This window comes from Ruminiclostridium cellobioparum DSM 1351 = ATCC 15832, from assembly GCF_000621505.1.
Classification (GTDB): Bacteria; Bacillota; Clostridia; order Acetivibrionales; family DSM-1351; genus Ruminiclostridium; species Ruminiclostridium cellobioparum.
Genome location: NZ_KK211293.1, coordinates 81,582 through 106,544, shown reverse-complemented (window position 1 = coordinate 106,544; position 24,963 = coordinate 81,582). Strand labels below are relative to the sequence as shown.

Below are 24,963 nucleotides of genomic sequence, written 5' to 3'. Positions count from 1 at the left end.
ACAATATATTATAAAACTAGGCCATGTCTGAATGTTTTCAGGCCTGTAAAATGGTCGTCATGATAATGGGTGATAATAAATTTCTCTGCTTCAATATTCCTTTTGTCAAAATAACTTTTCAGTTCTTCGGCCTCGCTCTTATAGCCTGTGTCTATAAGCAGTGCTTTAGAGCCCTCCAAAATGAAGTAAATAACCTGTTTAATATAATGACCGTTGCAATCAAAGACTGCTTCATATAAATTACCGTACAAATGTGTGATATTCATATTTTAATCCTCCAATACCTGACCTTATGAGGTCATTACATCATATCAATACTGATCTGTCAGTTTGAATAATAAATTTTATTCAATTAACCTGTTATAATAACATAATAATACATAATATTGCCTTTTTACAATATAATTCTAAAACCGACAGCATAATGTAATAATTATTAATGTGAAAAAATTAAACAAAATTTCACATTAAAAAAGCAGGTGTTATGCTGCCTGAAATATCCGACCGCATTTACCTGCTTTTGTTAAATTAACTCATTTACTCATATTATTCTCTTTACTCTAATTACTATTTTTTATATCCTACTCTCTAATCAAGGTTTCAGCACTATTACCTCTGTCGCTTCAACCGCTCTCTCTATAAGCGGTTCAAAATCAACAGCTGCTTCCGACTTCATTATTTTTTCCAGCTTTGGTTTGGTTTGCGGATGCTTGGCCACAAAAACGGTACAACAATCCTCATATGGTAAAATCGAGGTTTCAAACGTATCTATTTTTCTTGCAATATCTATAACCTCCACCTTGTCCATTCCGATCAAAGGCCTGAACACCGGCATATTAACTGCCGAATCGGTGCAATAAAGGCTTTGCATGGTCTGGCTTGCCACCTGTCCCATGCTCTCTCCCGTTATTAATGCCATTGAATTGGTTTTACGTGCAATTATTTCGGCAATCCGCATCATAATTCGTCTCATTATGATTGTAAGCTGATCTTCAGGACAATTGTCATTTATTGCAAGCTGTATCTCTGTAAACGGAACCACATGAAGTTTAAACTTGCCGCAATACTGAGACAATATCTGAGCCAGATCAACCACTTTTTGCTTGGCTCTTTCACTGGTGTAAGGATAACTGTAAAAATGGACGGCTTCAATTTCCACGCCTCTTTTTCCCATCATCCAGCCTGCAACCGGACTGTCAATACCGCCTGACAGCAGAAGCGTTGCTTTCCCGTTCGAACCCATGGGCATTCCGCCGTGAGCTTTAATTATATCTGAATAAACATAGGAGCTTTCTCTAACTTCCAAATAAACTGTGAAATCAGGGTTCTTCACATCCACTGTCAGCCCCGGAATATTCTCAAGTATATATCCGCCCAAATCAGCACTTATTTCAGGAGACTGCATGGGGAATTTCTTATTTCCTCTTTTGGTTTCCAGTTTGAAGGTTTTATATCCGTATTGAGCAACCAGGTCGGACGCCACCTTTAGCGCCGTCGCCTTAATTTGGTTATAGTCCGTATCTATTTTCCAGACAGGACTTACCGATACCACACCAAAAATTCTGGTAATTTTCTGAAGAACAAAATCAAAATCATAATTTTCTTCCTGTGGTTCAATATATATTCTGCCCTGGGATTTAAAAATTCTGGCATTGCCTGATTTTAAAATAGCACTTCTGATGTTTCCAATCAGCTTGTCTTCAAAAACCGGTCTATTTAAACCTTTAAGTATTATCTCACCATATCTCACTAAAATAATTTTTTTCATTTAACCCTCCCGAGCCATTGACGGCGCTGTTTATTCACTTTGTTATTAAACTTTCCCTCTGTGTTTTATACTTATTACTGGTATAATTTCCTTTAAGGAATTGATGGTTGTATCCAATTCCTCCGGTGTATTTTGCGCCGATAAGCTAAAACGAATCGCACCGTCGATATATTTTGCCGAAACTCCCATAGCTTTGAGTACATGACTTTGGCTGCTCTTGTGCGAGGAGCAGGCCGAACCCGTCGAAACAAAGATTCCTTTCTGTTCAAGGTGATGCAGCAGTACTTCTGATTTCAAATTCGGGAATGAAACATTTATAATATAAGGTAAAGCCTCATCAGAGGAATTTATGACGGCATCCTCAAAATTTTCTTTTATCTTCCCGATAAAAAATTCCTTTAAACCACTTACTTTAGTGAGGTTGTCCTCCATGGCAGATGCAGTTGTTTCAGCTGCCAGACCAAACCCGCAAATTCCGGGTACATTTTCTGTTCCGGATCTGAGAGCAGTTTCCTGGCCACCCCCAAATAAAATGGGCTTTATCCTTACCCCTTTTTTGACATACAGAGCGCCAATTCCCTTAGGTCCGTGAATTTTATGAGAACTCATTGATAAAAGTTCAATATTCATACCGGCAGGATATATGGGGATTTTACCAAAAGCCTGGACTGCATCTATGTGAATAACCGCAGAAGGACATAATTCTTTTCTTATTTTAACAATTTCCGAAACGGGCTGTATTGCGCCAACTTCATTATTGGCAAGCATAAAGCTCATGAGCGCTGTCTCACTGTCAACCGCATTGCGGAGGGCCTCAAGTCTTATCGTTCCCCGGGTATCGACAGGAATGTAATCTACGCGAAAACCTTCCGAAGCCAGATGCTTGAAAACCTCAAGCACCGACGGATGCTCTATCTCACTTGTTATAATATGTTTTCCGGCTCTGGGATTTGCACGCAGATAGCCCAGCACTGCCAGATTATTTGATTCGGTACCGCCCGAAGTAAAGTATATTTCTTTTGGGTCTGCTCTTAATACATTTGCTGTCTGCAGCCTTGCCTTCTTTATGAGGTTTTCGGCCTCAATACCTTTTGTGTGGAGAGATGACGGATTTCCGTAATAACTTCTGCTGACTTCTACAATATATTGAACCACTTCATCATAAGGCTTGGTGGTTGCACTGTTGTCAAGGTAAATCTCATGACTCATTAATTATTTAACCTTTCTGCTTTTCTTCAATTTCTGCTTGTCTTTCCAAAAGCTTCTTTTCCATACGCTTCAATTGTTCTTTGGTAACATTCTGTTTGAAAAAATCTTCTACGGTAATGCTTCTATAATCTTCGGGCTCCTCTATGCAACGGCCGCAATCATCACAGTGTTTTGACGGATCCAGATCACACAGGTCGCATTCTCCGCAGTCTATACATTCTCTGTCATAAAGTTCACATCGCTCAGCCATATCCTTCTCCTATCCGTATTCCGTCAACGTTCCGCTGTGCGGCAATCGTACATCACAATCAGAATTATATAATTCTCGCAAGGTTATTTTACACACAGTTGGCGTATGTAGTCAACCTATATACAATAAACACATTTTATACGAGAATAATATTATTCAATAAATATTATTCTTAACTGCTACATTCTGCCTATTGCCTTCAGTATACCATAAATTATTGCCTGGGGCCTAGGGGGACAGCCAGGTATATATACATCCACCGGCAAAACCCTGTCTACACCGTTTTTTCCGGCGTAGCTGTTTTTGAAAATACCGCCGCTGCAGGCACAGGCACCTACTGCTACAACAAGCTTTGGTGAAGGTGCCGCATTATATGTCTTTATAAGCGCTTCCTCCATATTTCTTGAAACACAGCCTGTAACCAGAAGCATATCAGCATGCCTGGGGGAGGCCACAAAGTGAATGCCGAAGCGCTCAATATCATTGTAAGGACTGCCCAGTGCATTGATTTCATAATCGCAGCCATTGCAGGAGCCCGCATCCACTTCCCTGATATGAAGACTTTTCCCGAACCTGGAATATACTTTTTCCTTTAACTGTTTTCCCAGAAGCTCATATTCAAGGCCATTGACCTCGTCCTCCTGAATGTACAAGGGCGACGAGCGGAGTGCTTCCCGGCTCTTCTGGGCCAGTTCAAACCTGTTTGTAAGACATATTGCACCTTGCGGACAATTTTCCTCACAAAAACGGCAGAAAATACATTCATCCAGATTAACCGCCGGTAACCTGGTCTTTTCCCTGTCGTTATCTGCAAAAACGATTGCACCTGTTGGACAGATACTTGTACAGGCCATGCACTTTTTACATTTATTATAGTCAAATTGTGGTGAACCGGTTATAAAAGAACTTTTTATTGGCTTATTAGGATAATCAACCGTAACTGTACCGTGCTGAAACATCTTTTTTAATATATTATGCATATTGACCTCCATGAGCCGCAATAGCGGTCACAAAACAGTAGTGAAATCTCTTCTTCACTCCTCATCCGCTATAAGGCGGATAGAGGAGGTTATTTGGCCATGTGCCCTGTTGTGGCTGCAAAAAGTTGTTAAATAATCTAATTGGTTTCAACTATATTATAAGTCGTTGCCGGCATAGGACAAATTGAAACTTTTATTGATCAACGGAAAATCTGTTAACGTATTGGTTTTAACTGCATGGCAAAGTGCCGGCCAGTTGCAGAAAGACGGAGTTCTGACTTTATATCGTAAAATGGTATTATTCTCTCCGGTCATAACAAAATGAACATTCTCTCCTCTGGGTGCTTCAGTCATCCCAAAAGCAAAGGCATGAGGTTTAAGTTCTCCGATTTCAACCGAAACAGTGCCCTCCTCAGGCATTTTTTCCAGGGCCTGCCTGATTAAGGATATGGACTCCTGAACTTCTTCTATTTTAACATTCATTCTGCAGTTGACGTCACAGTTTGAGTGCTCCGGAATATTAAATTTAAGTTTTTGGTATGCGGCGTAAGGAAATTCTTTTCTTACATCCGTTTTTATGCCGCTGGCCCTTCCCCCCGGTCCCACAACATTTAAATCAACTGCCATCTCATTGGTTAATATTCCAGTATGTTCTACTCTGTCAATAAACATTCCGTTATTTTTTATAATGGTTACTGTCTCTGCAAATTCTTTTTCCAGCTTGTCCATGCATTCATGGATAATTTTTTCATTGCTCCGGATGAAATCACGCCGTAATCCGCCAGGCTTGTTGGAATTCCTTAAAAATCTGCTGCCTGTGAGCTGCTCGCACAAAATTAATATCCAGCGTCTCAGCATTGCAAATTGTCCGGCAGGAAAAATATACGCAGTGTCGACACATAGTCCTGAAATATCTCCCAGATGTGCACAGATTCTTTCCAGTTCGGCGAATACTACCCTTGAATAAAGTGCTCTTTCAGGAAGATAGGTAATCCCGCTTAACTTTTCTATTGCCTGGCAATACGCCAGAGAGTTGGTAAAGGTTTCATCACCGGATATGCGCTCGGCAAATAACAATACTTTCATATAGTTTTCGTTTTCAGACAATTTTTCCAGGCCCCTGTGTACATAATATAGCTTGGCCTCAAGATTTATTATGGGTTCGCCCGCCACACTGAACCTGAAATGTCCAGGCTCAATGATTCCTGCATGCACAGGCCCGACAGGTACTTCAAATACGCCTTTGCCCTGTACGCTTATAAATTCCTGCTCACGTTTTACGAAATCCAATCTGGTATCGGCCTTAAAATCTTTTCTGAGAGGATGCACCTTCAGAGGGAAATTGCCATGGTGGACCAGTTCCCGGCTGTCAGGTATGGCATTAAATTGAAGGCCGTACATGTCCTGTATTTCCCTCTCATAAAAAGCTGCAGACGGAATTTCGTTAGAAATGGATTCAAGCTGCATAATGTCAGCCTTTTCAATATTTGTGTACAGAGTTATCAGCGTATTTGATGATCTGACCGCAAAAGTATAATATACCTGCAGCTTATCTGCCGGTGAAATATCATTTCCGAAAAGATCTATGAGAACACAATCTATATTGGTATATATATTCAGACAGGCGGCTTTAATATTTTCCGGGCTTACCTCGGTATAGATCTCATTTTCGTTCAAAAGCTTGCTGTCTGCCACTAATGTGTTCAGCAGTCTGTTTATTGTCTCAAATATAGCCTCGGAAACCATTTTATTTCCCCCCCATTCCCAGAATGATACCGGTTGCGTTATCCATCAGAGTTTTTATAGGTCCGGGAATATATACACCCATAAATATTGTTATACAAAATAATATTATAAGTACGGCAGGCCCTATCTTATCCAGTTCACCTTTGTTGATTTCAGGATTGTTGTTGCTGCCAAGGAACATCCTGCCCAATTGTTTGGTAAATCCGCCGAAGACGGCAGCTAAAAATATAAGGAGTAATACTGCTATTACATAATTTTTGGAGAAAATAGCAGCAGCCACAGTATTGAATTTGCTCATGAATATTCCGAAGGGCGGCATACCCGTGATTGCAAATGCACCCATAGCAAAAACAACACCTGTTACAGGCATGATTTTTATAAGACCCTTTATGCTGGATATCTTTTTGGTATGATATTTTAAGTATACATTCCCTGTTGCCAGGAAGAGCATGGACTTTGTCACTGCATGGTTAAAGATATGGTAAATTGCCGCAAATATGCCCACAGGCGTACAAATGCCCAAGCCAATCGCAATAATGCCCATATGTTCTATACTTGAATACGCAAGTATCCTTTTGTAATCCTGTTGAACAAGGACAAATATTGCAGCTGTACCCACTGAAAGAATTCCCAGCAATAGCAGCAGGTTTCCGGTATATCTGCTGCTGTCCAGGCTTTTGTTGACTATGGTCATAACCCTGATAATACCGTACATGGCTGTGTTAAGCAGTACCCCCGACAGCAGCGAACTCACAGGAGACGGCGCCTGACTGTGTGCATCGGGCAGCCAGGTATGCATTGGTGAGAAACCGACTTTTGTGCCGAATCCGATCAGTATAAATATGAAGGCTATTTTCAGTATGCTGGGGTCAAGCGCCGAAGCGTGCTGGAGCAGATAGTTCCAGCTCATTCCAATGACCTTGTTTCCTCCAAGTTCAACAGTCGATGAATAATAGAGTAAAATAATACCCAGTAATGCAAAAGCAATGCCCACCGAGCAGATGATGAGATACTTCCAGGCTGCCTCAATAGCTCTCTTATTATTATAAAAGCCCACCAAAAATGCCGAAGCAAGTGTAGTGGCCTCGATGGCAATCCACATGACACCCATATTCTGTGTTGTCAATGCCAGTATCATTGATAACACAAAAGCATTTGAAAGACTGTAATATAATTTGAGCTTTTTAAGAGTAATAACATTTCTTTTGAGTTCCTGTCCGAAATAGCTTATGGAGTAAAGGGAAACCAGAAAAAAAGCCAATGTGGTTATAAATAATATGTACACACTTAATGAATCAATATAAAAAATATCCTTAAAGAAGCCCCCGGTGGTTATGATTTTTGACCTGTTGACTTCAACAAGAGCCAGTATGGATGTCAGCAGCATTGCTGCCGCACCGGCAAGGTTGGTTAAGTGGATAATAGATTTATTTTTATTTGTCCAGACTAATCCGGCCGCTAATGCCGGGATAGCTATGAATGCCAGATTCATTTCATCCTCCAAGATATTTTCTTTTGACCTAAAGGGTTTATCCTTTTAAGTTCTTGAGTTTGTTTATATCAATTGATTCAAAAGTATTATTTATTTTAAATACAAATATACCCATTATTATAAAGGCTGTCAGCAGGTCAAAAAAAAGCCCCAGCTCCACAATCATGGGCATTCCCTCTGTTGTCAGCATTGCCGCAAGGAACATACCGTTTTCTATGACAAGAAAACCGATTATCTGACCGATGGCTTTCTTCCTGCTTATCATGAAAAACAATCCCAGCAGCACTACTGAAAAGGAATATATTAAATAATTTTTCGCATGATTATCAGTTATTCCTTCGATATGGTAAATAACATACCAGCTTAAAACCACCAAACAGCAGCAGATTATCATTGAAAGCGGGATATTGATGAAGAAATCCTTCTCAACCTTATATTCAACCTTTTCAACAGTGCTTTTCATATACCGGGGGATTATTATCACTTTAAAAACCACAATTAAAACGAACATTATTATAACTTCGTCAAACTTTTTTGAAGCAATCATTTCCCTGACCGACACAAACAGTGATATTCCGGCCAGTAAAACCGACTGGAATCTGAAGGTTGGTATATAGGAGTTCTGACGTTTGTTCGCTATTAAAGCGAACGCTGAAATCAAAATCAATATGGACATAAGGTTCAATGCATTATGATACATGGACAAACTCCTTTAAAAAGCTAAAATACAGCTGGTTATTACACTATTTAAGAATAAATCCGGTTAAAAAACCAAGGATTGATATTACTAAAGCTATTACAGCAAAGTTGGGTATGCTGTACAATCTGAATTTAACAGTATTCAATTCCACAACTCCAACCAGAATTGTTATAACCAATACTTTTACAAGATAGATTCCAAATTCCAGGAAAGTATTTCCTACATTAAAACCCACCGGAATCAGAATATTCGCCATAAAAGTCATAAATACAAGTTGTTTTATGTAACTGCCCATTTCAATAAATGCAAGATGTCTTCCCGAGTACTCCAGAACCATGGCTTCATGGACCATGGTAAGCTCAAGATGTGTTGACGGGTCGTCGACAGGAATCCTGGAGGATTCTGCAATCAAAATCATAAGCATGCTTGCAGACAGCAAAATATTCATGGGTGTAAAGGCTGTTTCAGTATTACCTGCAAGGAATTCATAAATTGCAGGTACATTGGTAGAGGCTACTTCAGCTCTGGCACTGACAGTTATGATTACAATAAACAAGGCCGGTTCCACAAGTGCCGAAACCAGCAGTTCCCTGCTGCTTCCCATTCCTCCGAAGGTACTTCCGGTATCAAGTCCTGCCAAGGCCATGAATATCCGGCCGGCAACAAAAAGATAAACAATTATCAGTAAATCGGTATAAAAGGAAAAACCGGTCAAGCCATGCACTATGGGCAAACAGCTTATGGCCGCCACCGAGGATATGAAGTAAACATAAGGAGCTAAATTATATATCCAGGAAGCGGTTTCTGAAACTACAAGGTCTTTCTTAAACAGCTTTATTAAGTCATAATAAGGCTGAATAACCGAAGCCCCCACTCTATGCTGCACCCTGGCTTTCATTTTTCTGATAACTCCCGTAAAAAACGGTGCAATCAAAAGTGTTATCAATATTTGTAATATCAGTTTTAAAATTGACTCAAGCATTGCCTCAACCCTTTATATATGTAATATATCACAATAAAACCGATCAGGTGTCCTAACTTGCCAGGAAGCTGTAATACAACAGCATTAAAATCAAAACACAGAAGAAATACATTAAATATGCATGTATACTGCCGGTTTGAATTTTATATCTGGCTTTTCTTGAAAAATTAATCAGTGCCAGGATAAACGGTTTATACAAATATTTTTCAATTACTTTTTCAGTAGACAGTGTGTAACTTGCCTTTTTTATAAAATAAGGGCCGGCTCCTTCAGTAATCACCAAATCCCTGTTAGGCTTGAACAGTCCTCTGAAAATTATACGCACCGATTTTGAAAAACCGATAGCCGAATACTGCATTCGGGGGTTCAATTTTGTGTAGCCGCAATCCCATGTATTATATTTTTGCACCAGGGTTCTCTTCCTGAAAACTGCCGCCAGCAGGGATACCACTGCGATAAATACCAGCAGCATTATGGAAAGGCTGCTGAAGGAAACACTGAGGCTTCCGTTTTCAACAGGATAATGCAGAAACTTTGATAAAGACCAGTCTGTTGAAAGGAGTTTAATATCAATCAGATCAACCGACACATTATCTATCAATTTTATAATCTGCTTAAGCCCCACTCCGGGAACTATGCATAAAAGTGCCCCTGCGGCAAGAGCAGCCAGCATTGGCTTTTCCGGTTCGATTGCATTTTGTGCTTCGGTGCTTCTGGGCATACCTAAAAAGGAAATACCGAAAAGCTGGACATAGGTGAACACTACTAAAGCACCTGTAATAGCAAGAAATGCAGCCACAATAACAAATAATATAACCATTGGGAATTGGCCGGATGGAACAAAGCTGATTATGCTGTTTATTATTGACTGGAAAATGATATATTCACTTGCAAAACCGTTAAACGGCGGAACTGCAGAAACAGCAAGACAGCCTATGAAAATAAAGACGGCTGTAAGCGGCATTTTTTTAATCAATCCACCCAGCTTCTCCATATTCCTTGTACCGGTTCCGTAATGGACAGCTCCCGCACCCATGAACAATAGGGATTTGAACAGTGCATGATTTAAAGTATGCAACAGTACGGCAGTCAGGGAGAGAGACAGTAAAAAGGAATTTCCTGAGGCTCTGGCTATGAGCATGATACCAATTCCACAAAAAATAATACCCATATTTTCAATGCTGGAATAAGAAAGCAGTCTCTTTATATTTGTTGTAGAGGCTACGGAATATGCAATTCCGAACACTGCTGAGACTGTGCCGATTATCAAGGTTAGTACTCCCCACCACATGGCATTTTCGTGTAAAATGAAAAATACTATTCTCAGTAAACCATATATGGACATCTTTTTCATAACTGCAGACATTATGGCAGCCACGTTGCTTGGTGCTTCGGTATATGCATACGGAAGCCAGATGTGCATTGGAATAATACCCGCCTTTGTGCCAAACCCTAAGAGCAGGAAAATATATATCAGATTGGAATAAGTTTTAGGAATCAAAGATGAAGTAACTGCTGAAAACTCAAAGCTTCCGGTAAAATAAACTATCAACAGAAATGCGGCCGTTATGAATGCGGTACCTGTATAAGTCATTATTATGTAGGTTTTACCGGCTTTTTGAACCTCATCCCTTTCATGCTCGTATATTACCAGGAAATATGAAAGCAGTGACATTAATTCCCAGAACACAAGGAATAACAGGATATTGTTACTTGCTGCCAACATGACCATTGACAAAATAAAAAGATTATAAAAGACACCGAAAACACCGACATTTTTAATGGTAAAGAATCGCTTCATATATGAAAAAGAATATATTGAAACTATTGATGTAACAATTCCAATCAGCAAAAGAAAGAATGCGGCCAGGTTATCTATTTTGAAATTAAGGTTGATAAAAGGAATATTGTTATCTATATTAAATGAAATAACATGAGTATCGGCAGTAAATAATTTATGTATCATGGAGATGCTTAATAAACTTCCGGCTGCCAGTGAAAATATATTTGACAAAAAATTTGATATTTTAGGCTTAAAGTATGTTGCCAATGAAGAGAGTGATCCTGCAATATACAACAAAAGACATATAATAAAGCTTGTAGTCAAATAATTTGCCGACATGAATCAAAACCTCCAGAGCAGTTAAGTAGAGCTTGATAAATACAGCATCTATGATACTACCGCAATATACAATTGTCAAATCCATGGAGCAAATCATATGATTTTGTCGGAAATTAAAATATTATTCCTCAGCCGGAATTAATATGGATGTATCTGCAATCAGCATACTGGAATCCATGTTGTTTATTTTCTTGACATTATATATATATTCCCTGATGTCACAGTCGTCATCCTTATGTTGCTGTGCAATGGACCACAGAGTATCGCCGGATTTGACTGTAAGAGTCTGGTAGACCGGCTCGGTATAACCTGAAACACCGGCTGTATAAACTGCTATGAAGGTTATAAGGAAAACAAAAAATAAAAAACCAAAGAATCTCATTCTATTCTTTAAAACGTATCTCTTTTTATTCATGACAAACCTCCCGAACATTTGTTCTTTACATATATAATACCGAACATTTGTTCCTGTTGTCAATATGTTTTAAAAATTTTCGAACATTAGTTTGCTTTTTGGAAATTTATATGCTATACTAACCTTGAAATCTACATAATTTAGGAGGTTTTTATGGCTAAGAAGAACTCTACAAAGCAGCAGGAAATTCTTGACTATGTTAATAAATGTGTATACGAGAACGGATATCCCCCGTCAGTCAGAGAGATTTGTGCTGCAGTTGGTTTTAAGTCTACCTCTACTGTGCACGCCTATCTTCAAAAACTTACCGACAATGGCGTACTTCAGAAGGATCCCACTAAACCGAGAGCTATTAAAATTTTAAATAATTCAGATAAATCCCAAAAAGCAGCCGCAAATTCTCAGAAGGAAGGCTATTATACTTCACGGGAGATGGTTGAAGTTCCCGTGGTCGGCAAGGTTGCGGCAGGACAGCCTATTTTAGCCGTGGAAAACATCACAGATACCTTCCCTCTTCCGGTGGATTTTGTTCAAAACAGTACTGCCTTTATGCTGCGGATTCAAGGGGACAGTATGATTGAAGCAGGAATACTCGACAAGGATTTTGTTTTAGTCCGGCAGCAGTCAACTGCCAATAATGGTGATATAGTTGTTGCTTTACTTGAAGACGAAGCTACCTGCAAGACTTTTTTCAAAGAGAAGGATCATATCCGTTTACAGCCCGAGAACAGCAGAATGGAACCTATCATAGTGAAGGACAATGTTTCTATTATCGGTAAGGTAATAGGTGTTTTCAGAAGGATGTAACACGGAAAATATTATAATCCCCATACACGTATAAAAAAGGGTGAAACAAAATTTCACCCTTTTTTATTTATATAATTTTATATAATATAAATTAATTATAAACGCACAACAAAAACTCCCATTATTATAAAATAATCGGAGTTTTTTATCTAACATAAATTATTTGTATTCCATTTCAGATATATAGTAATAAAACTATGTAAATCTGGCTTATTCCTTCATCTGATCATTAAAAATCAGGTTTACTACCTTCATGGGGCTTATTGTTGAGATTGCATGTTTATAAACAAGCTGCTGTTTGCCATCACTGTCAAGAACAACAGTAAAATTGTCAAAACCCTTAACCATTCCCTTTAATTGAAATCCATTAGTCAGGTATATAGTCACCGCTATATGTTCTTTTCTGACCTGGTTTAAAAAAATGTCCTGCAAGTTGATAGTATTCTTTACCAAAGTAAATCCTCTCCTTTGTTTTATATATATAGTTTCTTAGGACGATTCAAAATTTCTTGTGAATCGAACTCTTTCTGCCCCCAAAATCAATTGCTGCAACATTGAAGACATAAGTATAGTTTTATTCTACTAGATTATACCAGCACATGCAATAAGAATATAGTACTACTAGAGCCGGAAGCTATGCACAATGGCTTCCTATATAGGTTATAACAGCTTCAATTATATTATTAGTATTTCCAGAATTATCTATACTAAACCATTTAATTTCTTTGATCCGCTTAAACCAGGTAATTTGCCTCTTGGCATATCTTCTTGATTCTCTTTTGACAGTTTCAACTGCTTCCTCAAGTGTGATCTCATTCCTGAGATAGGATAATATTTCCTTGTAACCGATTCCCTGCATGGAGGTGATGGAATCCGCATACCCAAGTTCAACAAGCCTTTCCACTTCATCAATCAAACCATTTTCAAGCATGATATCAACTCTTTTGTTGATTCTGTCATATAATTTTTCACGCTCCATCGTAAGTCCCAATAAAATGAACTTATACTTCGGAGGTATTTCTCTGGACTTTTCATTGTGATAGCTGATGGGTTTTTGAGTCTGATAGTATACCTCCAGGGACCGTATGACACGCTTGACATTATTGGGATGTATGCTTGCCGCCGATGCCGGATCCACAAGCTTCAGCTTGTCGTGTATGTGAACCGGCCCGTATTCCTCCGCTTCCCTTTCCAATTGTTTGCGAAGCTCCCAATCGCTCACGGTTTCACTGAAATTTATATTATTTATCAAAGAACTTATATAAAGGCCGGTGCCTCCTGCAATTATAGGCTGTTTACCCTTTTCAAGGATTGCTTCGATATATTTTTCAGCCGCTTCCTTGAATTTTACAACATTGAATTCTTCATTGGGCAAAAGCTCATCTATGAGGTAATGCCTGATACCCTGCATTTCTTCCGCCGAGGGTTTGGCTGTTCCAATATCCATATATTTATAAACCTGCATGGAGTCTGCTGAAATAATTTCTCCGTTCAAAAGTTTTGCAAGCTCAATTGACAGACTGGTTTTCCCGGAAGCAGTGGGGCCCGCTATTACTATTACTTCCTTCATTGGTTATCCTTTCAACACTTCATTCTAAACGATCCTTTTAAACATCTTTTCTATTTCATACTTTGTAAGTCTTATTACAGTGGGTCTTCCATGAGGACATGTATATCTGGAGCCGGCCGAGGCAAGCTCCTCCAGCAAACGAGTTACCTCACTGTCATTAAGCTTCCTGTTGGCTTTAATGGCAGCCTTGCAGGCTATTGTGTGGATGATCTCATCCGCAAGAGGCGTAGCTACAGGCTTAAGCGATGAAAATATTTTATCGGCCAATTCCAGAAAAACATCTTTGGGTGAACAGCCTTCCAATAGATACGGAATACCCCTTATTATAATTGAATTGTTTCCAAAATCCTCAAAAACAAATCCGATTTTGCTGAGCATTTCCTGCCTGCCCCTGATTTCATTGAGTTCCAGTGGTTGAAACTGAATTACTGCAGGTTCCAGGAGCAGCTGAGTGGTATTCACCTGTTCCTCATATTTAATTTTAAGCTTTTCATAAATTATCCGTTCGTGAGCTGCATGCTGATCCACAAGTACAAGCTCTTCACCGTTTTGCAGTATGATATAGGTTGAAAAAGCCTGTCCTATATATTTCATGGCAGTAAGGTCCAGCTCGGGACTTTTCTTTTTTGGAATTTCTTCTGAAGCGGTCTGACCGGCATTTTGTATTTCAGGGATAGTTTCTTCTCTTATGGCAGGAATATCAACGACTACAGGGATATAATTATCCGGGACGCCCTGCTCTTGCGGCAAGAGATGGGCGGGGACCCGGTCCCTTGATGAAATATCGGTTCTGGCCAGCGGTTTCAGAGCCTCAGTGAAGCTCCTTATTTCCTGTTCCTCTGAGATTCTGGTACTGATGTTGAGGGCCGCTGTTATGTCTTTTTTATCAGCCGGCTGCTCTGGTATTCTGGCACTAGTGGAATTTGCCGGGCTGTCCTGTTCTGTGTTCAGACTTTTGCTCTCCTGAACCTGTATACCTTCCGGTGCCTTTTGTTCAATATTGTATCGGAGTTCCTCCTGGACATAATCCGGCTTTGGGTCTGCACCTTTAAACTTGAATATTTCCCTGTCTTTGGTTGGAACCGTTACGGGATTGAACAGGGTATCCGAACTTAAGGCTTTTGAAACCGCCATATAAATGGCCCTGGAGAGATAGCTTTCCTCGGCAAAGCGCACTTCGGTCTTGGCAGGTGAAACATTGGCATCCACCAGCAGCGGGTTAAGCTCAATATTCAACACAAAAAACGGAAATTTGTTTTTCATTAAAATACTGGTATATGCCTGTTCAACCGCATAAGACACCATTTTGCTCTTTACGTATCTTCTGTTTATGTACAGTGACTGATAATTTCGGTTTGCCCTTGCAGCCTCGGGTTTTCCGATATACCCGGTTATTTTGTATTTTTCGTCCTGGTAGCCCACCTCAATAAGTTCTTTAATGATTTCTTTACCGTAAATACTGTAAATAGCGCTTTTTACGTCATTATTTCCCGGAGTGTGCAGCAGCAGGGCTTTTCCGCTGGTTAATTTAAAGGATATCCCGGGGTTTCCCAGCGCAATTCTTGAAATTGTGTCTGAAATATACCCTGCTTCGGTTGAATCCTTTTTTAGGAATTTGTATCTGGCAGGGGTATTGTAAAACAAATCTCTGATAATAAAGGTGGTACCCACGGGACACCCGGTTTGTCTGACCTCCCTGAGTGTACCGCCGCTTATATGTACATACATTCCATATGTATTTCCGGCTGCTCTTGTCTGAAGCTCTACAGAGGAAACAGCGGCTATGCTGGCAAGAGCTTCTCCCCGGAACCCCATTGTGCTGATGGAATCCAGATCTTCAGCCCTTTTTATTTTGCTGGTGGCATGACGTTCAAAAGCGATTTCCACATCATCTTCGTCCATGCCGCTGCCGTTATCGGTCACCTTTATGTAAGAAATACCTCCGTTTTTTATATCCACTGAGATACTGGCTGCACCGGCATCAATAGAGTTTTCTACCAGCTCCTTAACAACAGAAGCAGGTTTTTCCACCACTTCTCCGGCTGCTATTTTATTTGATGTATTTTCGTCCAGTACAATTATGTGTCCCATAATACCTCCTTTAATCCTTCATCTTGCGCTGAAGTTCATATAGAATATTCATGGCATCTATGGGCGTCAGCCTTGATATATCAATTTTCTTTATATCCTCAAGGATCTCATTGTGGGCTGACGCTTTTGCCGCAGCTTCAAAAAGGTCCAGCTGTCCCTCGACCTGCTTCTTTACCCTGCGTGCCTTCCCGTTTTTACTTATATCGGCATCATCCAGCTCCAGAAGGATTTCCTTGGCCCGGTCTATTACAGGCAGAGGCACGCCCGCAAGTCTTGCAACCTGTATGCCGTAGCTGCCGTCGGCCCCTCCCCTGATGATTTTGCGCAGGAATATGACATCTTCGCCTTTTTCCTTGACTGTAATGCAATAATTCTTTATTCCGGTGAGCTTTCCTTCCAGCTCGGTCAGTTCATGATAATGAGTTGCAAAAAGTGTTCTGCAGCCCAGATTTTCCTTGTTAACTATGTATTCTATCACAGCCCATGCTATGCTGAGACCGTCGAAAGTGCTTGTCCCCCTGCCTATTTCATCCAGAATCAGAAGGCTTCGCTGCGTGGCATTCATCAGAATGTTTGCCACCTCCGACATTTCTACCATAAAGGTACTCTGTCCCGAAGCCAGGTCATCGGAAGCTCCCACTCTTGTAAATATCCTGTCCACAAGTCCTATCCTGGCTGACGTGGCCGGGACAAAGCTGCCTATTTGCGCCATAAGCACAATAAGAGCCGTCTGTCTCATATAGGTGGACTTACCTGCCATGTTGGGGCCAGTTATCACTGCCAGTCTGTCCTCGTCCATGTCAAGCAAGGTGTCATTCGGCACAAAGCTGCTCTTGTCTATCATTTTTTCAACAACAGGATGCCTCCCGTCCACAATATGTATCTCGTCGGTGGCGGTAACTTCAGGCATGCAATAGCCCTCCCTGTCCGCAACCTCAGCCAGCGATGCCAGTGCGTCCAGCTCGGACAGCGCCCTGGAAGTGTTCTTGATCCTTGTAAGTTGTGCAGCTATTGCTTCCTTGACTTCAATAAATAAACCGTATTCCAGCTGGATTATCTTTTCTTCGGCACCTAGTATGTTATCTTCTATTTCCTTGAGTTCAGGAGTTATGTATCTTTCACAGTTTGCCAGAGTCTGTTTCCTGATATAGTCCTCAGGTACAAGTGAAAAATTGGATTTTGTGATTTCTATATAATAGCCGAAAACCCTGTTAAACCCGACTTTGAGGTTCTTTATACCCGTTTTTTCCTTCTCGGCCGCTTCCAGGGCTGCGATCCAGTCCTTGCCCTGGGTCGATGCCTGTCTGAGCTTGTCCACCTCGGGGTTATAACCGGTCTTTATTATGCCGCCCTCCTTTATTGTTACCGGAGGGTCGTCTATTATGGCAGTTTCTATGAGCTGGCACACATCCTCAAGGGTGTCCAGCTGTTCATAGCAAAATCTGTTGTGTTGGGCCTCAAAATCTGTTAATGTATTTTTTATGTAAGGTATCTGGCCCACCGAGTTTTTCAGTGCAATCAGATCACGGCAGTTTACACTTCCCAGAACAACCTTGCCCATCAGGCGTTCTATATCATAAACCCGGCGCAGCATTTCCCTTATTTCCATGCGTGCCATGAATCTGTTTTTGAATTCGTCTACAGAGTCAAGTCTTTGCTGGATATCCCCAAGGTTGACCAGGGGCTGCTCTATCCATTTTCTCAAGAGCCTGCCTCCCATTGAGGTCATGGTCTTGTCCAGAACCCAAAGCAGAGAGCCCCGCTTTGACTTTTCCCTCATAGTCTCGGTCAGTTCGAGGTTGCGCCGGGTGGCAGCATCCAGGATCATAAACTCTTCGATACTATATGAATTAAAATTCTGAATATGGCTGAGGTTTACTTTCTGAGTCATATCAAGATACTTCAGGAGTGCGCCCGAGGCGTTTATTGAAATATCATATTCCGACAGGTCCAGGTTAAGGTTTTGAAAATGTTCCTTAAGCGTCTCTTTTGCATTACCGTATTCAAAACTGCAGTTGTCGTAAGCCGATATGTATATGTTAAAGCGCAGGTTCAGCTGGGACAGCAATTCCCTGTCCTCGTTGAATTCACTGTTCACAACCAGCTCCGAGGGCATGAACTTTGCTATTTCGTCCAGAAGCTTTCCCCTTGTATTTCCCCAGGTTATCCTGGTGGCGTAAAAATCACCCGTTGTTATATCAACAGCCGCCAGGCCGTAAAAGTTGCCGTTTCTGCATACCGACATCAGATAGTTGTTCTTTCTGTCATCCAGCATTGATATGTCTGTTACGGTACCGGGAGTTACAACCCTGACAACATCCCTTTTTACTATACCCTTTGCCAGGGCCGGATCTTCAACCTGTTCACAGATTGCAACCTTGAAACCCTTTGATACCAGCCGTGCTACGTAACCGTCAGCAGCATGAAAAGGAACGCCGCACATGGGCGCACGCTCCTCCAAACCACAATCCTTACCTGTGAGTGTTATTTCAAGCTCCTTTGAGGCAATTTCGGCATCGCTGAAAAACATCTCGTAGAAGTCTCCAAGTCTGAAAAATAAAATACAGTCCTTATATTGTTCTTTTATACTTAAATACTGCTGCATCATTGGAGTAACTGTTCCCATACAAACCTCCGGTATTCCTTTTGTAACTTACGATGTATGCACCACAAAAGCACTGGCTTAAAAAAACGTTTGCGGCTTTTTGACAGGCTGTCAGTACCCTGTTTTCTTGGCGTTAGCCCTTGCAGCCACCGCCGCAGGTCTTGCACTTGTCATCCGAACAGGTTGGCTCACCTGTTATTGAGAACACGATGATATCATTGACTTTTTTCATCAAAGCTTCCAGATTTGCTTTTGCCGAAAGAAATTCAAAGGTTGTGGGATATTCGTTAATTTCTTTCTGTTTTGCAAGGAGCTTTTGTTTTGCCTCTTCAATAGCTTCGGTCCCTGCATTTTCCCTGGTTTTCTTAACCATCTCTATCTGAAGCTGCTTATATTCGTTCATAAGTATCGTTGACTTAGTGTCGGACTGCATTGCTGCCTCTGCGTTCTTATATAATTCCATTTCCTTTGAATTTGCCAGCATTAAACCCAGTTCTCTGGCCTTTTCTGTAATATCCATATTTATCTCCATTCCGTCCGGTATATCAAGTAACATATATCAATACTTTTCAGCCCGGCCTATCAATTTATATTTTCAACTTTTTAGTTATACTTTCCGTCATTGTTCAACCCGTTTTTATTGTTTTATTTCCATATCCATTTTATCCGTTTTATAGGATTTTGGTGATCATATGAGCTTTCCCAGAAGAGACCAGGTCTGTATGGTGTCAATCTTTATCTTGACAAGCTTGCCTGTCAGTTCAGGGTTTCCTTTGAAATTGACGATTTTATTTTCTCTGGTTCTTCCGGTGTAGGTGGTTTTGCTGCTTTTACTGAGCCCTTCCACCAGGACCTCTGCTTCCTTTCCCAATAATTCATCGTTTATTTCTCTGCTTATGGAGTTTTGCAGTGCCAGCAGCCTGTCAAATCTCTCCTTTTTAACTTCTTCTGAAACCTGGTCGGGATTCTTTGCGGCAGGTGTTCCGGTCCTCTTGGAATAAAGGAAGGTATAGGCCATATCAAACCTGGCTTTTGCAACAATGTCAAGGGTTTCGGAAAAATCCTCCTCTGTCTCTCCCGGAAAACCTACTATAATATCAGTAGATAGAGCAATACCCGGAATGTAAGTCTTTATTTTTTCAACCAGTTCCAGATACTGTTCCTTTGTATACCTCCGGTTCATTTCGTCAAGTATTCTTGTGCTGCCGGCCTGGACGGGTAAATGCAAATGCTCACAGACCTTTTCACAGTCTCTCATGGCGTATATCAGCTCATCCGACAGGTCCTTGGGATGTGAGGTCATAAAGCGTATTCTCTCAATGCCGTCAACGGTGTTCAGCTCTCTGAGCAGGCCGGCGAAGGTGTATCCGCCCTCCAGATCCTTGCCGTAGGAGTTTACATTCTGTCCGAGCAGAGTAATTTCCTTGCAGCCTTCCATGGCGAGCCGGATAACTTCATTTTTTATATCTTCCATGCTCCGGCTGCGCTCCCTGCCCCTTACATAAGGTACTATACAGTAGGAGCAGAAATTATTGCAGCCGTACATGACAGTAACCCAGGCCTTAAGGTTGTCCTTACGTGTTATCGGCATGTTCTCTGCAATAGATCCCGTCGAATCCCATACATCGATTACGGTCTGCCTGCTTTCAACGGCGGTATTCAGCAATTCGGGAAACTTGTACAGGTTGTGTGTACCAAATACTATATCCACATGTTTATAGACTTTCTTTATATGTTCAACTACTTCGGGCTGCTGCATCATACACCCGCAAATTGCTATTATCAGCTCAGGATTGTTTTCCTTAAGTTTTTTCAATGCCCCCAGATGTCCATACACCTTTTGTTCAGCGTTTTCCCTGACACAGCAGGTGTTGAAGATTATAAGGTCGCTTTCGGCCCTTTTGGCACTTTCGGAATATCCCATTTCAGAAAGCATGCCTGAAAGGCGTTCAGAGTCATTTTCATTCATCTGACAGCCAAAGGTTTCTATATTATACTTAACCGGCTTTCCTGTGTCAGAGACCCTTTTCTGATTGTAATCCCTGAGTATTTCGATATATTTATACTGCTGGGCTATTTCTCCGGCAGATACCTGCGTGGTTACCCTTTTGCTCAATTTAACTCCTCCAAGTTCAAGTGCGGCTTATATAGTTTTTTAAATACAGTGAATATTATAACATAAAAAACCTCTTTTTAAAGAAAAATAACTGTTAAACAATAACATAAATAAACCGAAAACCATTTATTTAAAATATCAATTGGTACTTTTCCTCGGTTACAGGTAGACCTGCCAGCATGACGTTCATTAATCGGCCTTTGCTTTTAAAACCAAAACGCCTGTAAAAATTTACGGCTCTCGCATTATCTTTGATTACCCAGAGGAAACAACTTTTAAAGCCTTGACTCTTTAATGCTTCAACAGCAAATTTCATTAATTCATAGCCCTGTTTTGTGGACCAGTAATTCGGAAGCACATAGAGTGAAATGATTTCGCCTTCGTCAGGCTGAATCTGACCGGTATGCTGCTCGGTTTCCCAAGACGAGTCTTTTCGAGCCTCACCGAAAGTGATTGTGCCCGTAATCCTTTTATCTGTTTCATAAACCGCAGCCTGGTGTATATTTTCTCTTAATGCCCTTGAGAACAGCGGAATCCAACCTTCGTCAGAAATGTTTTTCAGATATTCTGCCGATATGAAATCAACATATGCTTTTTTCCAGGTCTGAGAATGTACAAGGCTCATTGCACCGGCATCCTCGATTGTGGCCTTTCTTACTCCCATTATTTCTCCCCAATATCCTTTTTATAAAATTGTATCAAATCCGGATTATACTTTAAAGCCGGAAGAACAATTAAATATCATACCGATGTATAATCTTTACAATTCAATGAATTTTTGAAATAATATTTAGAGCTTAATGTATTTGGAGGGTCGGGAGATGAAAAAGGATTTGGAAAACGCCATAAAAAAATTTTTTGAACGGGACAGGTTTGCCCATTATGTGGGAATTGAATTGATAAGGGTTGGAGCCGGTTGTGCAGTTACCCGGCTTGAACTTTCAGAAAAACACCTGAACGGTCTAAATGTGGTTCAGGGCGGAGCAATATACACCCTTGCGGATTTTGCCTTTGCTGCTGTAACCAATTCAGGCGGCCTGGCCACAGTGGGTATCAATACGGGTATTACATATTTTAAGGCTCCGCAAGGGAAAGTCATAACCGCTGAAGCAAAAGAGATTGAAGCAGGTAAGAAAATATGCGGCTGTGATGTGGATATATTTGATGAAGACGGCTCACTTATTGCCAGGTTCAGCGGTACAGGCTACAGAAAAAATATGATGATTGATTTTTTCTCAGGCCAGGTCACCACCCCGAAAAAGGATGGCAGATAATAAATGTTAAATAATTTTTATCCTCCCTGGCTCCTCTTCTCCGGTATACTCACTCCCGGCTGGAGCCTGGGGTCTAAAAAATGCATGGGATTTGTACTGAGCAGCCGCTCTATCCGCATCCCTTCATTTTGGGCCGGGGCAGCAAGGACCCTTACCCCGTTTACTTCCATTTCAGCAAATCCGGAGTTCAATTTCTCCTGGTTGTAATAATCGACATTTTGAAATACTACAGAAGGATCATAAATGGTATATAAAATCATTGCAGCAAGCCCTCTTCCTTTGAACAATCAGTATTCTTTTTGTTTAATTCAATCAGTTCCTTCAGTTTGCGGATGGCATCCGCCAGGCCCCCAACCTCATTGATCAGTCCAATCCTGGCAGCTTCTTCTCCAAATAGAACAGTTCCCACATCATTGGCAAGCTCTCCGGTTTTCAGCATCAGCTCCCTGAATTTTTCCTTCTTAATATTTGCATGGCTGGATACAAAATTAACCACTCTTTCCTGCATCTTGTCAAAATATTCATATGTTTGGGGTACACCGATTACCAATCCGTTCAGCCTTATAGGGTGTATTGTCATTGTAGCCGAGCCTGCTATGAAGGAATAATCCGCCGAAACCGCCATGGGAACACCAATACTGTGTCCTCCGCCCAGAACAAGTGAAACGGTCGGCTTTGAAAGACTGGCAACCATCTCTGAAATAGCAAGACCTGCCTCCACATCTCCTCCGACTGTATTCAGTATCAGGAGCAGTCCTTCAATTTGTTTGCTCTCTTCTATGGCTACCAGCTGAGGAATAACATGTTCATATTTGGTGGTTTTGTTGTGGGGCGGCAGCAGTATGTGTCCTTCTATCTGTCCGATAATGGACATGCAATGTATGTTACTTTCCTCATTTGGCAGGTTGGTTGTCCCAAGTTCCTTGATTTCCTGCATGTTGGCGTTTTGTTCCTGCTGCTGTTCGGGTGGTTGGCTTTCCGGGGTTTCATCATTTTGTCGGTATTGTTTATTCACTCTATCCTCCATTAAGGGTTAAGTATTCGCCTTAATAATAAATTTTAATTTCTATATTTTTATCTTATATTATTATTAAGTTATTTTATAAAATAATACGTAACAATAAACACCACGGCTTAACCTGATATTCCGTGGTGTTTATAACCTTTTAACCTATTTTTCATATTTTTTTACAAACAAGTATGGGCTGGATCTGGCAATTCTGCTGTGCATTGAGAATAGTGGGCAAAATCTGATCAAAATCTGCTACCAGTGATGTACACTTCTTAATAGGGTCATCCTGACCAAAGGGAACCATATATATATTCTTCATATTCAGCAGAATACCGATATTTTTTGCATTTGCTCCAAGCCCGTCATTGGTGGAAACAGCTATCACAACCGGTCTCATATTTCTGAGATGCGCTTTGCAGGCCATGGTAACAGAACTGTCGGTTATGGCATTTGCAATTTTAGAAATAGTATTGCCGGTACAAGGTGCTATAACCAATATATCCAGCAGAGCTTTCGGACCTATGGGTTCAGCGTCCACAATGGAGTTTATGGGCTGTTTACCGGTTATGGCCTGTAGAGTGTTTTTAAAATCCTCAGCTTTGTTAAACCGTGTATCGTACAGGTTTACAGACTCAGATATTATTGGAATAACTTCTGCACCTTCGTTAACCAAATTCTCTACCTGAGGGATTATTTTAGCAAAGGTGCAAAATGAGCCTGTAACAGCAAACCCGATTCTTACTCCTTTCAATATCATTGTTATACCCCCAACTCTTCTATAATATTAAATACAGTATCCTTAATAAATTCTGCAGCTGTAACAGGGGCAACTTTTCCTGGAAGCGACAGCGCCCAGATGGCTCTGAGTCCAAGGTCCTTTGCTTTATCGAAATCAACTCCGCCCGGTTTCGATGCAAGGTCGATAATCAGGCATTCAGGATTTAAAATTTTCAAGATATCATTATTCAATACGACGGATGGAATTGTATTAAATATGACATTCATATCTTTTATTGTCTGCGTCAATTCTGATAAACTAACAGTTTTATAGCCAAAGCTTTTAATCCATGCTATATCTGCATACTTTCGTGCCTCAACAAAAACATTTGCACCAATGCCATGCAGCATTTTAGCCAATGTCTTTCCAATCCTTCCGTATCCAAGGACCAATGTATTACTGTTATGTAAAGTTATTGGCATTTCTTCCATTGCTATCTGTATTGCACCTTCTGCAGTCGGAATTGCATTGAGTACTGCCATTTCCTCCCTTTCCAGCATATCAACATTGTATACGTTGCATACCTGGGCAAGATGTACAATTTTTTCACTGATTCTTCCTGCGATAAATAATTGATTTTTGGTCATAAGTTTAAAAACATCATGAATCAATATTTTTTCACTGTGGAAAGGTGCGTTTATAAATTCGTTATCGTTTGAGCATGGTATTGGACCGATTATCACATCAGAGCCATTGATGGCTTCTTCCAAAGTGCTGCTTTGCTTGATCTTCACATCAAAGCCTGCTTTGTCAAATCCATATATATCAACCGAATTACCTTCGGCAGCAATAAATTCGGCCAATTTTACATTCCTCAGATCTCCTCCGATAATACTAAATTTTTTCTTTTCAACCACTGGTAGACCCTCCCGTTCCCCGGACCGGATATTTAACTATTTATGACGACTAGTATATTTTATGTATTGGACAAATACCTAGTGCCTGTCCAAACGGGTGCAAAAAAATAAATCATCCGATTAACCGGAATGATTTATTTTTTTCTTCGTGCCGTTAAAAAGCAGAAGCATATATTAAATTTATCTTTT

24 protein-coding genes are annotated in these 24,963 nt (G+C 40.7%); 2 read left to right on the top strand and 22 right to left on the bottom strand.

Annotation, left to right across the window (positions count from 1 at the left end; translation table 11 throughout):
- Positions 1-8: 8 nt before the first annotated feature.
- The 11 genes from T344_RS0124125 to yneA all read right to left on the bottom strand — a co-directional run bounded on the left by T344_RS0124125 (position 9) and on the right by yneA (position 11,664).
- On the bottom strand, positions 9-266 hold the full coding sequence (locus T344_RS0124125) for an MBL fold metallo-hydrolase (RefSeq protein WP_027630827.1): 258 nt from the start codon (positions 264-266) through the stop codon (positions 9-11).
- A 326-nt stretch (positions 267-592) separates the two neighbouring features.
- Positions 593-1,768, bottom strand: coding sequence for a tRNA uracil 4-sulfurtransferase ThiI (gene thiI / locus T344_RS0124120; protein WP_027630826.1), 1,176 nt, complete (start codon positions 1,766-1,768; stop codon positions 593-595).
- 45 nt (positions 1,769-1,813) lie between these two features.
- Positions 1,814-2,977: a cysteine desulfurase family protein gene (locus T344_RS0124115; RefSeq protein WP_027630825.1), complete on the bottom strand. Its 1,164-nt coding sequence runs from the start codon at positions 2,975-2,977 to the stop codon at positions 1,814-1,816.
- A gap of 7 nt (positions 2,978-2,984) precedes the next feature.
- On the bottom strand, positions 2,985-3,227 hold the full coding sequence (locus T344_RS0124110) for a hypothetical protein (protein WP_027630824.1): 243 nt from the start codon (positions 3,225-3,227) through the stop codon (positions 2,985-2,987).
- Between the two features lie 179 nt (positions 3,228-3,406).
- Positions 3,407-4,207, bottom strand: a complete 801-nt coding sequence (locus T344_RS0124105; protein ID WP_027630823.1) for an NADH-quinone oxidoreductase subunit B family protein — start codon at positions 4,205-4,207, stop codon at positions 3,407-3,409.
- Between the two features lie 156 nt (positions 4,208-4,363).
- Positions 4,364-5,953 carry an NADH-quinone oxidoreductase subunit D-related protein gene (locus tag T344_RS0124100; RefSeq protein ID WP_027630822.1) on the bottom strand — a complete coding sequence of 530 codons (1,590 nt, stop codon included), beginning with the start codon at positions 5,951-5,953 and terminating at the stop codon, positions 4,364-4,366.
- Between the two features lies 1 nt (position 5,954).
- Positions 5,955-7,445: a hydrogenase 4 subunit F gene (locus tag T344_RS0124095; protein ID WP_027630821.1), complete on the bottom strand. Its 1,491-nt coding sequence runs from the start codon at positions 7,443-7,445 to the stop codon at positions 5,955-5,957.
- Between the two features lie 37 nt (positions 7,446-7,482).
- Positions 7,483-8,145 carry a hydrogenase gene (locus T344_RS0124090; RefSeq protein ID WP_027630820.1) on the bottom strand — a complete coding sequence of 221 codons (663 nt, stop codon included), beginning with the start codon at positions 8,143-8,145 and terminating at the stop codon, positions 7,483-7,485.
- Positions 8,146-8,188: 43 nt separating this feature from the next.
- Positions 8,189-9,127, bottom strand: coding sequence for a respiratory chain complex I subunit 1 family protein (locus T344_RS0124085; RefSeq protein ID WP_027630819.1), 939 nt, complete (start codon positions 9,125-9,127; stop codon positions 8,189-8,191).
- Positions 9,128-9,179: 52 nt separating this feature from the next.
- Positions 9,180-11,249, bottom strand: coding sequence for a proton-conducting transporter transmembrane domain-containing protein (locus tag T344_RS0124080; RefSeq protein ID WP_027630818.1), 2,070 nt, complete (start codon positions 11,247-11,249; stop codon positions 9,180-9,182).
- Positions 11,250-11,370: 121 nt separating this feature from the next.
- Positions 11,371-11,664 carry a cell division suppressor protein YneA gene (gene yneA / locus T344_RS0124075; RefSeq protein ID WP_027630817.1) on the bottom strand — a complete coding sequence of 98 codons (294 nt, stop codon included), beginning with the start codon at positions 11,662-11,664 and terminating at the stop codon, positions 11,371-11,373.
- Positions 11,665-11,817: 153 nt separating this feature from the next.
- Between yneA and lexA the strand changes: the two genes are divergently transcribed.
- Positions 11,818-12,471: a transcriptional repressor LexA gene (gene lexA, locus T344_RS0124070; protein ID WP_027630816.1), complete on the top strand. Its 654-nt coding sequence runs from the start codon at positions 11,818-11,820 to the stop codon at positions 12,469-12,471.
- Between the two features lie 210 nt (positions 12,472-12,681).
- Here lexA and hfq read toward each other — a convergent pair whose 3' ends face one another.
- The 7 genes from hfq to T344_RS0124035 all read right to left on the bottom strand — a co-directional run bounded on the left by hfq (position 12,682) and on the right by T344_RS0124035 (position 21,517).
- Positions 12,682-12,924 carry an RNA chaperone Hfq gene (gene hfq, locus T344_RS0124065; protein WP_027630815.1) on the bottom strand — a complete coding sequence of 81 codons (243 nt, stop codon included), beginning with the start codon at positions 12,922-12,924 and terminating at the stop codon, positions 12,682-12,684.
- Between the two features lie 181 nt (positions 12,925-13,105).
- Entirely contained in the window at positions 13,106-14,041 is a 936-nt protein-coding gene (miaA, locus tag T344_RS0124060) for a tRNA (adenosine(37)-N6)-dimethylallyltransferase MiaA (protein ID WP_027630814.1), read from the bottom strand.
- A gap of 24 nt (positions 14,042-14,065) precedes the next feature.
- Complete coding sequence (gene mutL / locus T344_RS0124055; RefSeq protein WP_027630813.1) at positions 14,066-16,132, bottom strand: DNA mismatch repair endonuclease MutL; 2,067 nt, start codon at positions 16,130-16,132, stop codon at positions 14,066-14,068.
- Between the two features lie 10 nt (positions 16,133-16,142).
- On the bottom strand, positions 16,143-18,758 hold the full coding sequence (gene mutS, locus T344_RS0124050) for a DNA mismatch repair protein MutS (RefSeq protein ID WP_027630812.1): 2,616 nt from the start codon (positions 18,756-18,758) through the stop codon (positions 16,143-16,145).
- A 112-nt stretch (positions 18,759-18,870) separates the two neighbouring features.
- Positions 18,871-19,257: a YlbF/YmcA family competence regulator gene (locus T344_RS0124045; protein ID WP_027630811.1), complete on the bottom strand. Its 387-nt coding sequence runs from the start codon at positions 19,255-19,257 to the stop codon at positions 18,871-18,873.
- A gap of 168 nt (positions 19,258-19,425) precedes the next feature.
- Positions 19,426-20,853 carry a tRNA (N6-isopentenyl adenosine(37)-C2)-methylthiotransferase MiaB gene (miaB, locus tag T344_RS0124040; RefSeq protein WP_027630810.1) on the bottom strand — a complete coding sequence of 476 codons (1,428 nt, stop codon included), beginning with the start codon at positions 20,851-20,853 and terminating at the stop codon, positions 19,426-19,428.
- Positions 20,854-20,983: 130 nt separating this feature from the next.
- Positions 20,984-21,517, bottom strand: a complete 534-nt coding sequence (locus T344_RS0124035; protein WP_027630809.1) for a GNAT family N-acetyltransferase — start codon at positions 21,515-21,517, stop codon at positions 20,984-20,986.
- A 157-nt stretch (positions 21,518-21,674) separates the two neighbouring features.
- Here T344_RS0124035 and T344_RS0124030 point away from each other — a divergent pair, with 157 nt between their 5' ends.
- Positions 21,675-22,127 (top strand): PaaI family thioesterase, encoded by a 453-nt coding sequence (locus T344_RS0124030; RefSeq protein ID WP_242842139.1) that lies wholly within the window; start codon positions 21,675-21,677, stop codon positions 22,125-22,127.
- A gap of 17 nt (positions 22,128-22,144) precedes the next feature.
- On the opposite strand, the gene T344_RS0124025 is transcribed toward T344_RS0124030, so the two are convergent.
- From T344_RS0124025 to dpsA, 4 genes are all read right to left on the bottom strand, one after another.
- Entirely contained in the window at positions 22,145-22,387 is a 243-nt protein-coding gene (locus T344_RS0124025) for a YlzJ-like family protein (protein ID WP_004624195.1), read from the bottom strand.
- Positions 22,384-23,142 (bottom strand): ClpP family protease, encoded by a 759-nt coding sequence (locus tag T344_RS0124020; RefSeq protein WP_084331332.1) that lies wholly within the window; start codon positions 23,140-23,142, stop codon positions 22,384-22,386. Before T344_RS0124020 ends, T344_RS0124025 begins: the two co-directional genes overlap by 4 nt.
- 163 nt (positions 23,143-23,305) lie before the next feature.
- On the bottom strand, positions 23,306-23,896 hold the full coding sequence (locus T344_RS0124015) for a dipicolinate synthase subunit B (RefSeq protein ID WP_004624082.1): 591 nt from the start codon (positions 23,894-23,896) through the stop codon (positions 23,306-23,308).
- Between the two features lie 2 nt (positions 23,897-23,898).
- The gene (gene dpsA, locus T344_RS0124010; RefSeq protein ID WP_027630806.1) at positions 23,899-24,774 is read right to left on the bottom strand and encodes a dipicolinate synthase subunit DpsA; all 876 of its coding nucleotides are present in this window, start codon (positions 24,772-24,774) and stop codon (positions 23,899-23,901) included.
- Positions 24,775-24,963 lie beyond the last annotated feature (189 nt).

Coding starts and splice junctions, on each gene's coding strand:
- T344_RS0124125 (WP_027630827.1), bottom strand. CDS start 266: ATGAATATCACACATTTGTACGGTAATTTATATGAAGCAGTCTTTGAT.
- thiI (WP_027630826.1), bottom strand. CDS start 1,768: ATGAAAAAAATTATTTTAGTGAGATATGGTGAGATAATACTTAAAGGT.
- T344_RS0124115 (WP_027630825.1), bottom strand. CDS start 2,977: ATGAGTCATGAGATTTACCTTGACAACAGTGCAACCACCAAGCCTTAT.
- T344_RS0124110 (WP_027630824.1), bottom strand. CDS start 3,227: ATGGCTGAGCGATGTGAACTTTATGACAGAGAATGTATAGACTGCGGA.
- T344_RS0124105 (WP_027630823.1), bottom strand. CDS start 4,207: ATGCATAATATATTAAAAAAGATGTTTCAGCACGGTACAGTTACGGTT.
- T344_RS0124100 (WP_027630822.1), bottom strand. CDS start 5,953: ATGGTTTCCGAGGCTATATTTGAGACAATAAACAGACTGCTGAACACA.
- T344_RS0124095 (WP_027630821.1), bottom strand. CDS start 7,445: ATGAATCTGGCATTCATAGCTATCCCGGCATTAGCGGCCGGATTAGTC.
- T344_RS0124090 (WP_027630820.1), bottom strand. CDS start 8,145: ATGTATCATAATGCATTGAACCTTATGTCCATATTGATTTTGATTTCA.
- T344_RS0124085 (WP_027630819.1), bottom strand. CDS start 9,127: ATGCTTGAGTCAATTTTAAAACTGATATTACAAATATTGATAACACTT.
- T344_RS0124080 (WP_027630818.1), bottom strand. CDS start 11,249: ATGTCGGCAAATTATTTGACTACAAGCTTTATTATATGTCTTTTGTTG.
- yneA (WP_027630817.1), bottom strand. CDS start 11,664: ATGAATAAAAAGAGATACGTTTTAAAGAATAGAATGAGATTCTTTGGT.
- lexA (WP_027630816.1), top strand. CDS start 11,818: ATGGCTAAGAAGAACTCTACAAAGCAGCAGGAAATTCTTGACTATGTT.
- miaA (WP_027630814.1), bottom strand. CDS start 14,041: ATGAAGGAAGTAATAGTAATAGCGGGCCCCACTGCTTCCGGGAAAACC.
- mutL (WP_027630813.1), bottom strand. CDS start 16,132: ATGGGACACATAATTGTACTGGACGAAAATACATCAAATAAAATAGCA.
- mutS (WP_027630812.1), bottom strand. CDS start 18,758: ATGGGAACAGTTACTCCAATGATGCAGCAGTATTTAAGTATAAAAGAA.
- T344_RS0124045 (WP_027630811.1), bottom strand. CDS start 19,257: ATGGATATTACAGAAAAGGCCAGAGAACTGGGTTTAATGCTGGCAAAT.
- T344_RS0124035 (WP_027630809.1), bottom strand. CDS start 21,517: ATGGGAGTAAGAAAGGCCACAATCGAGGATGCCGGTGCAATGAGCCTT.
- T344_RS0124030 (WP_242842139.1), top strand. CDS start 21,675: ATGAAAAAGGATTTGGAAAACGCCATAAAAAAATTTTTTGAACGGGAC.
- T344_RS0124025 (WP_004624195.1), bottom strand. CDS start 22,387: ATGATTTTATATACCATTTATGATCCTTCTGTAGTATTTCAAAATGTC.
- T344_RS0124015 (WP_004624082.1), bottom strand. CDS start 23,896: ATGATATTGAAAGGAGTAAGAATCGGGTTTGCTGTTACAGGCTCATTT.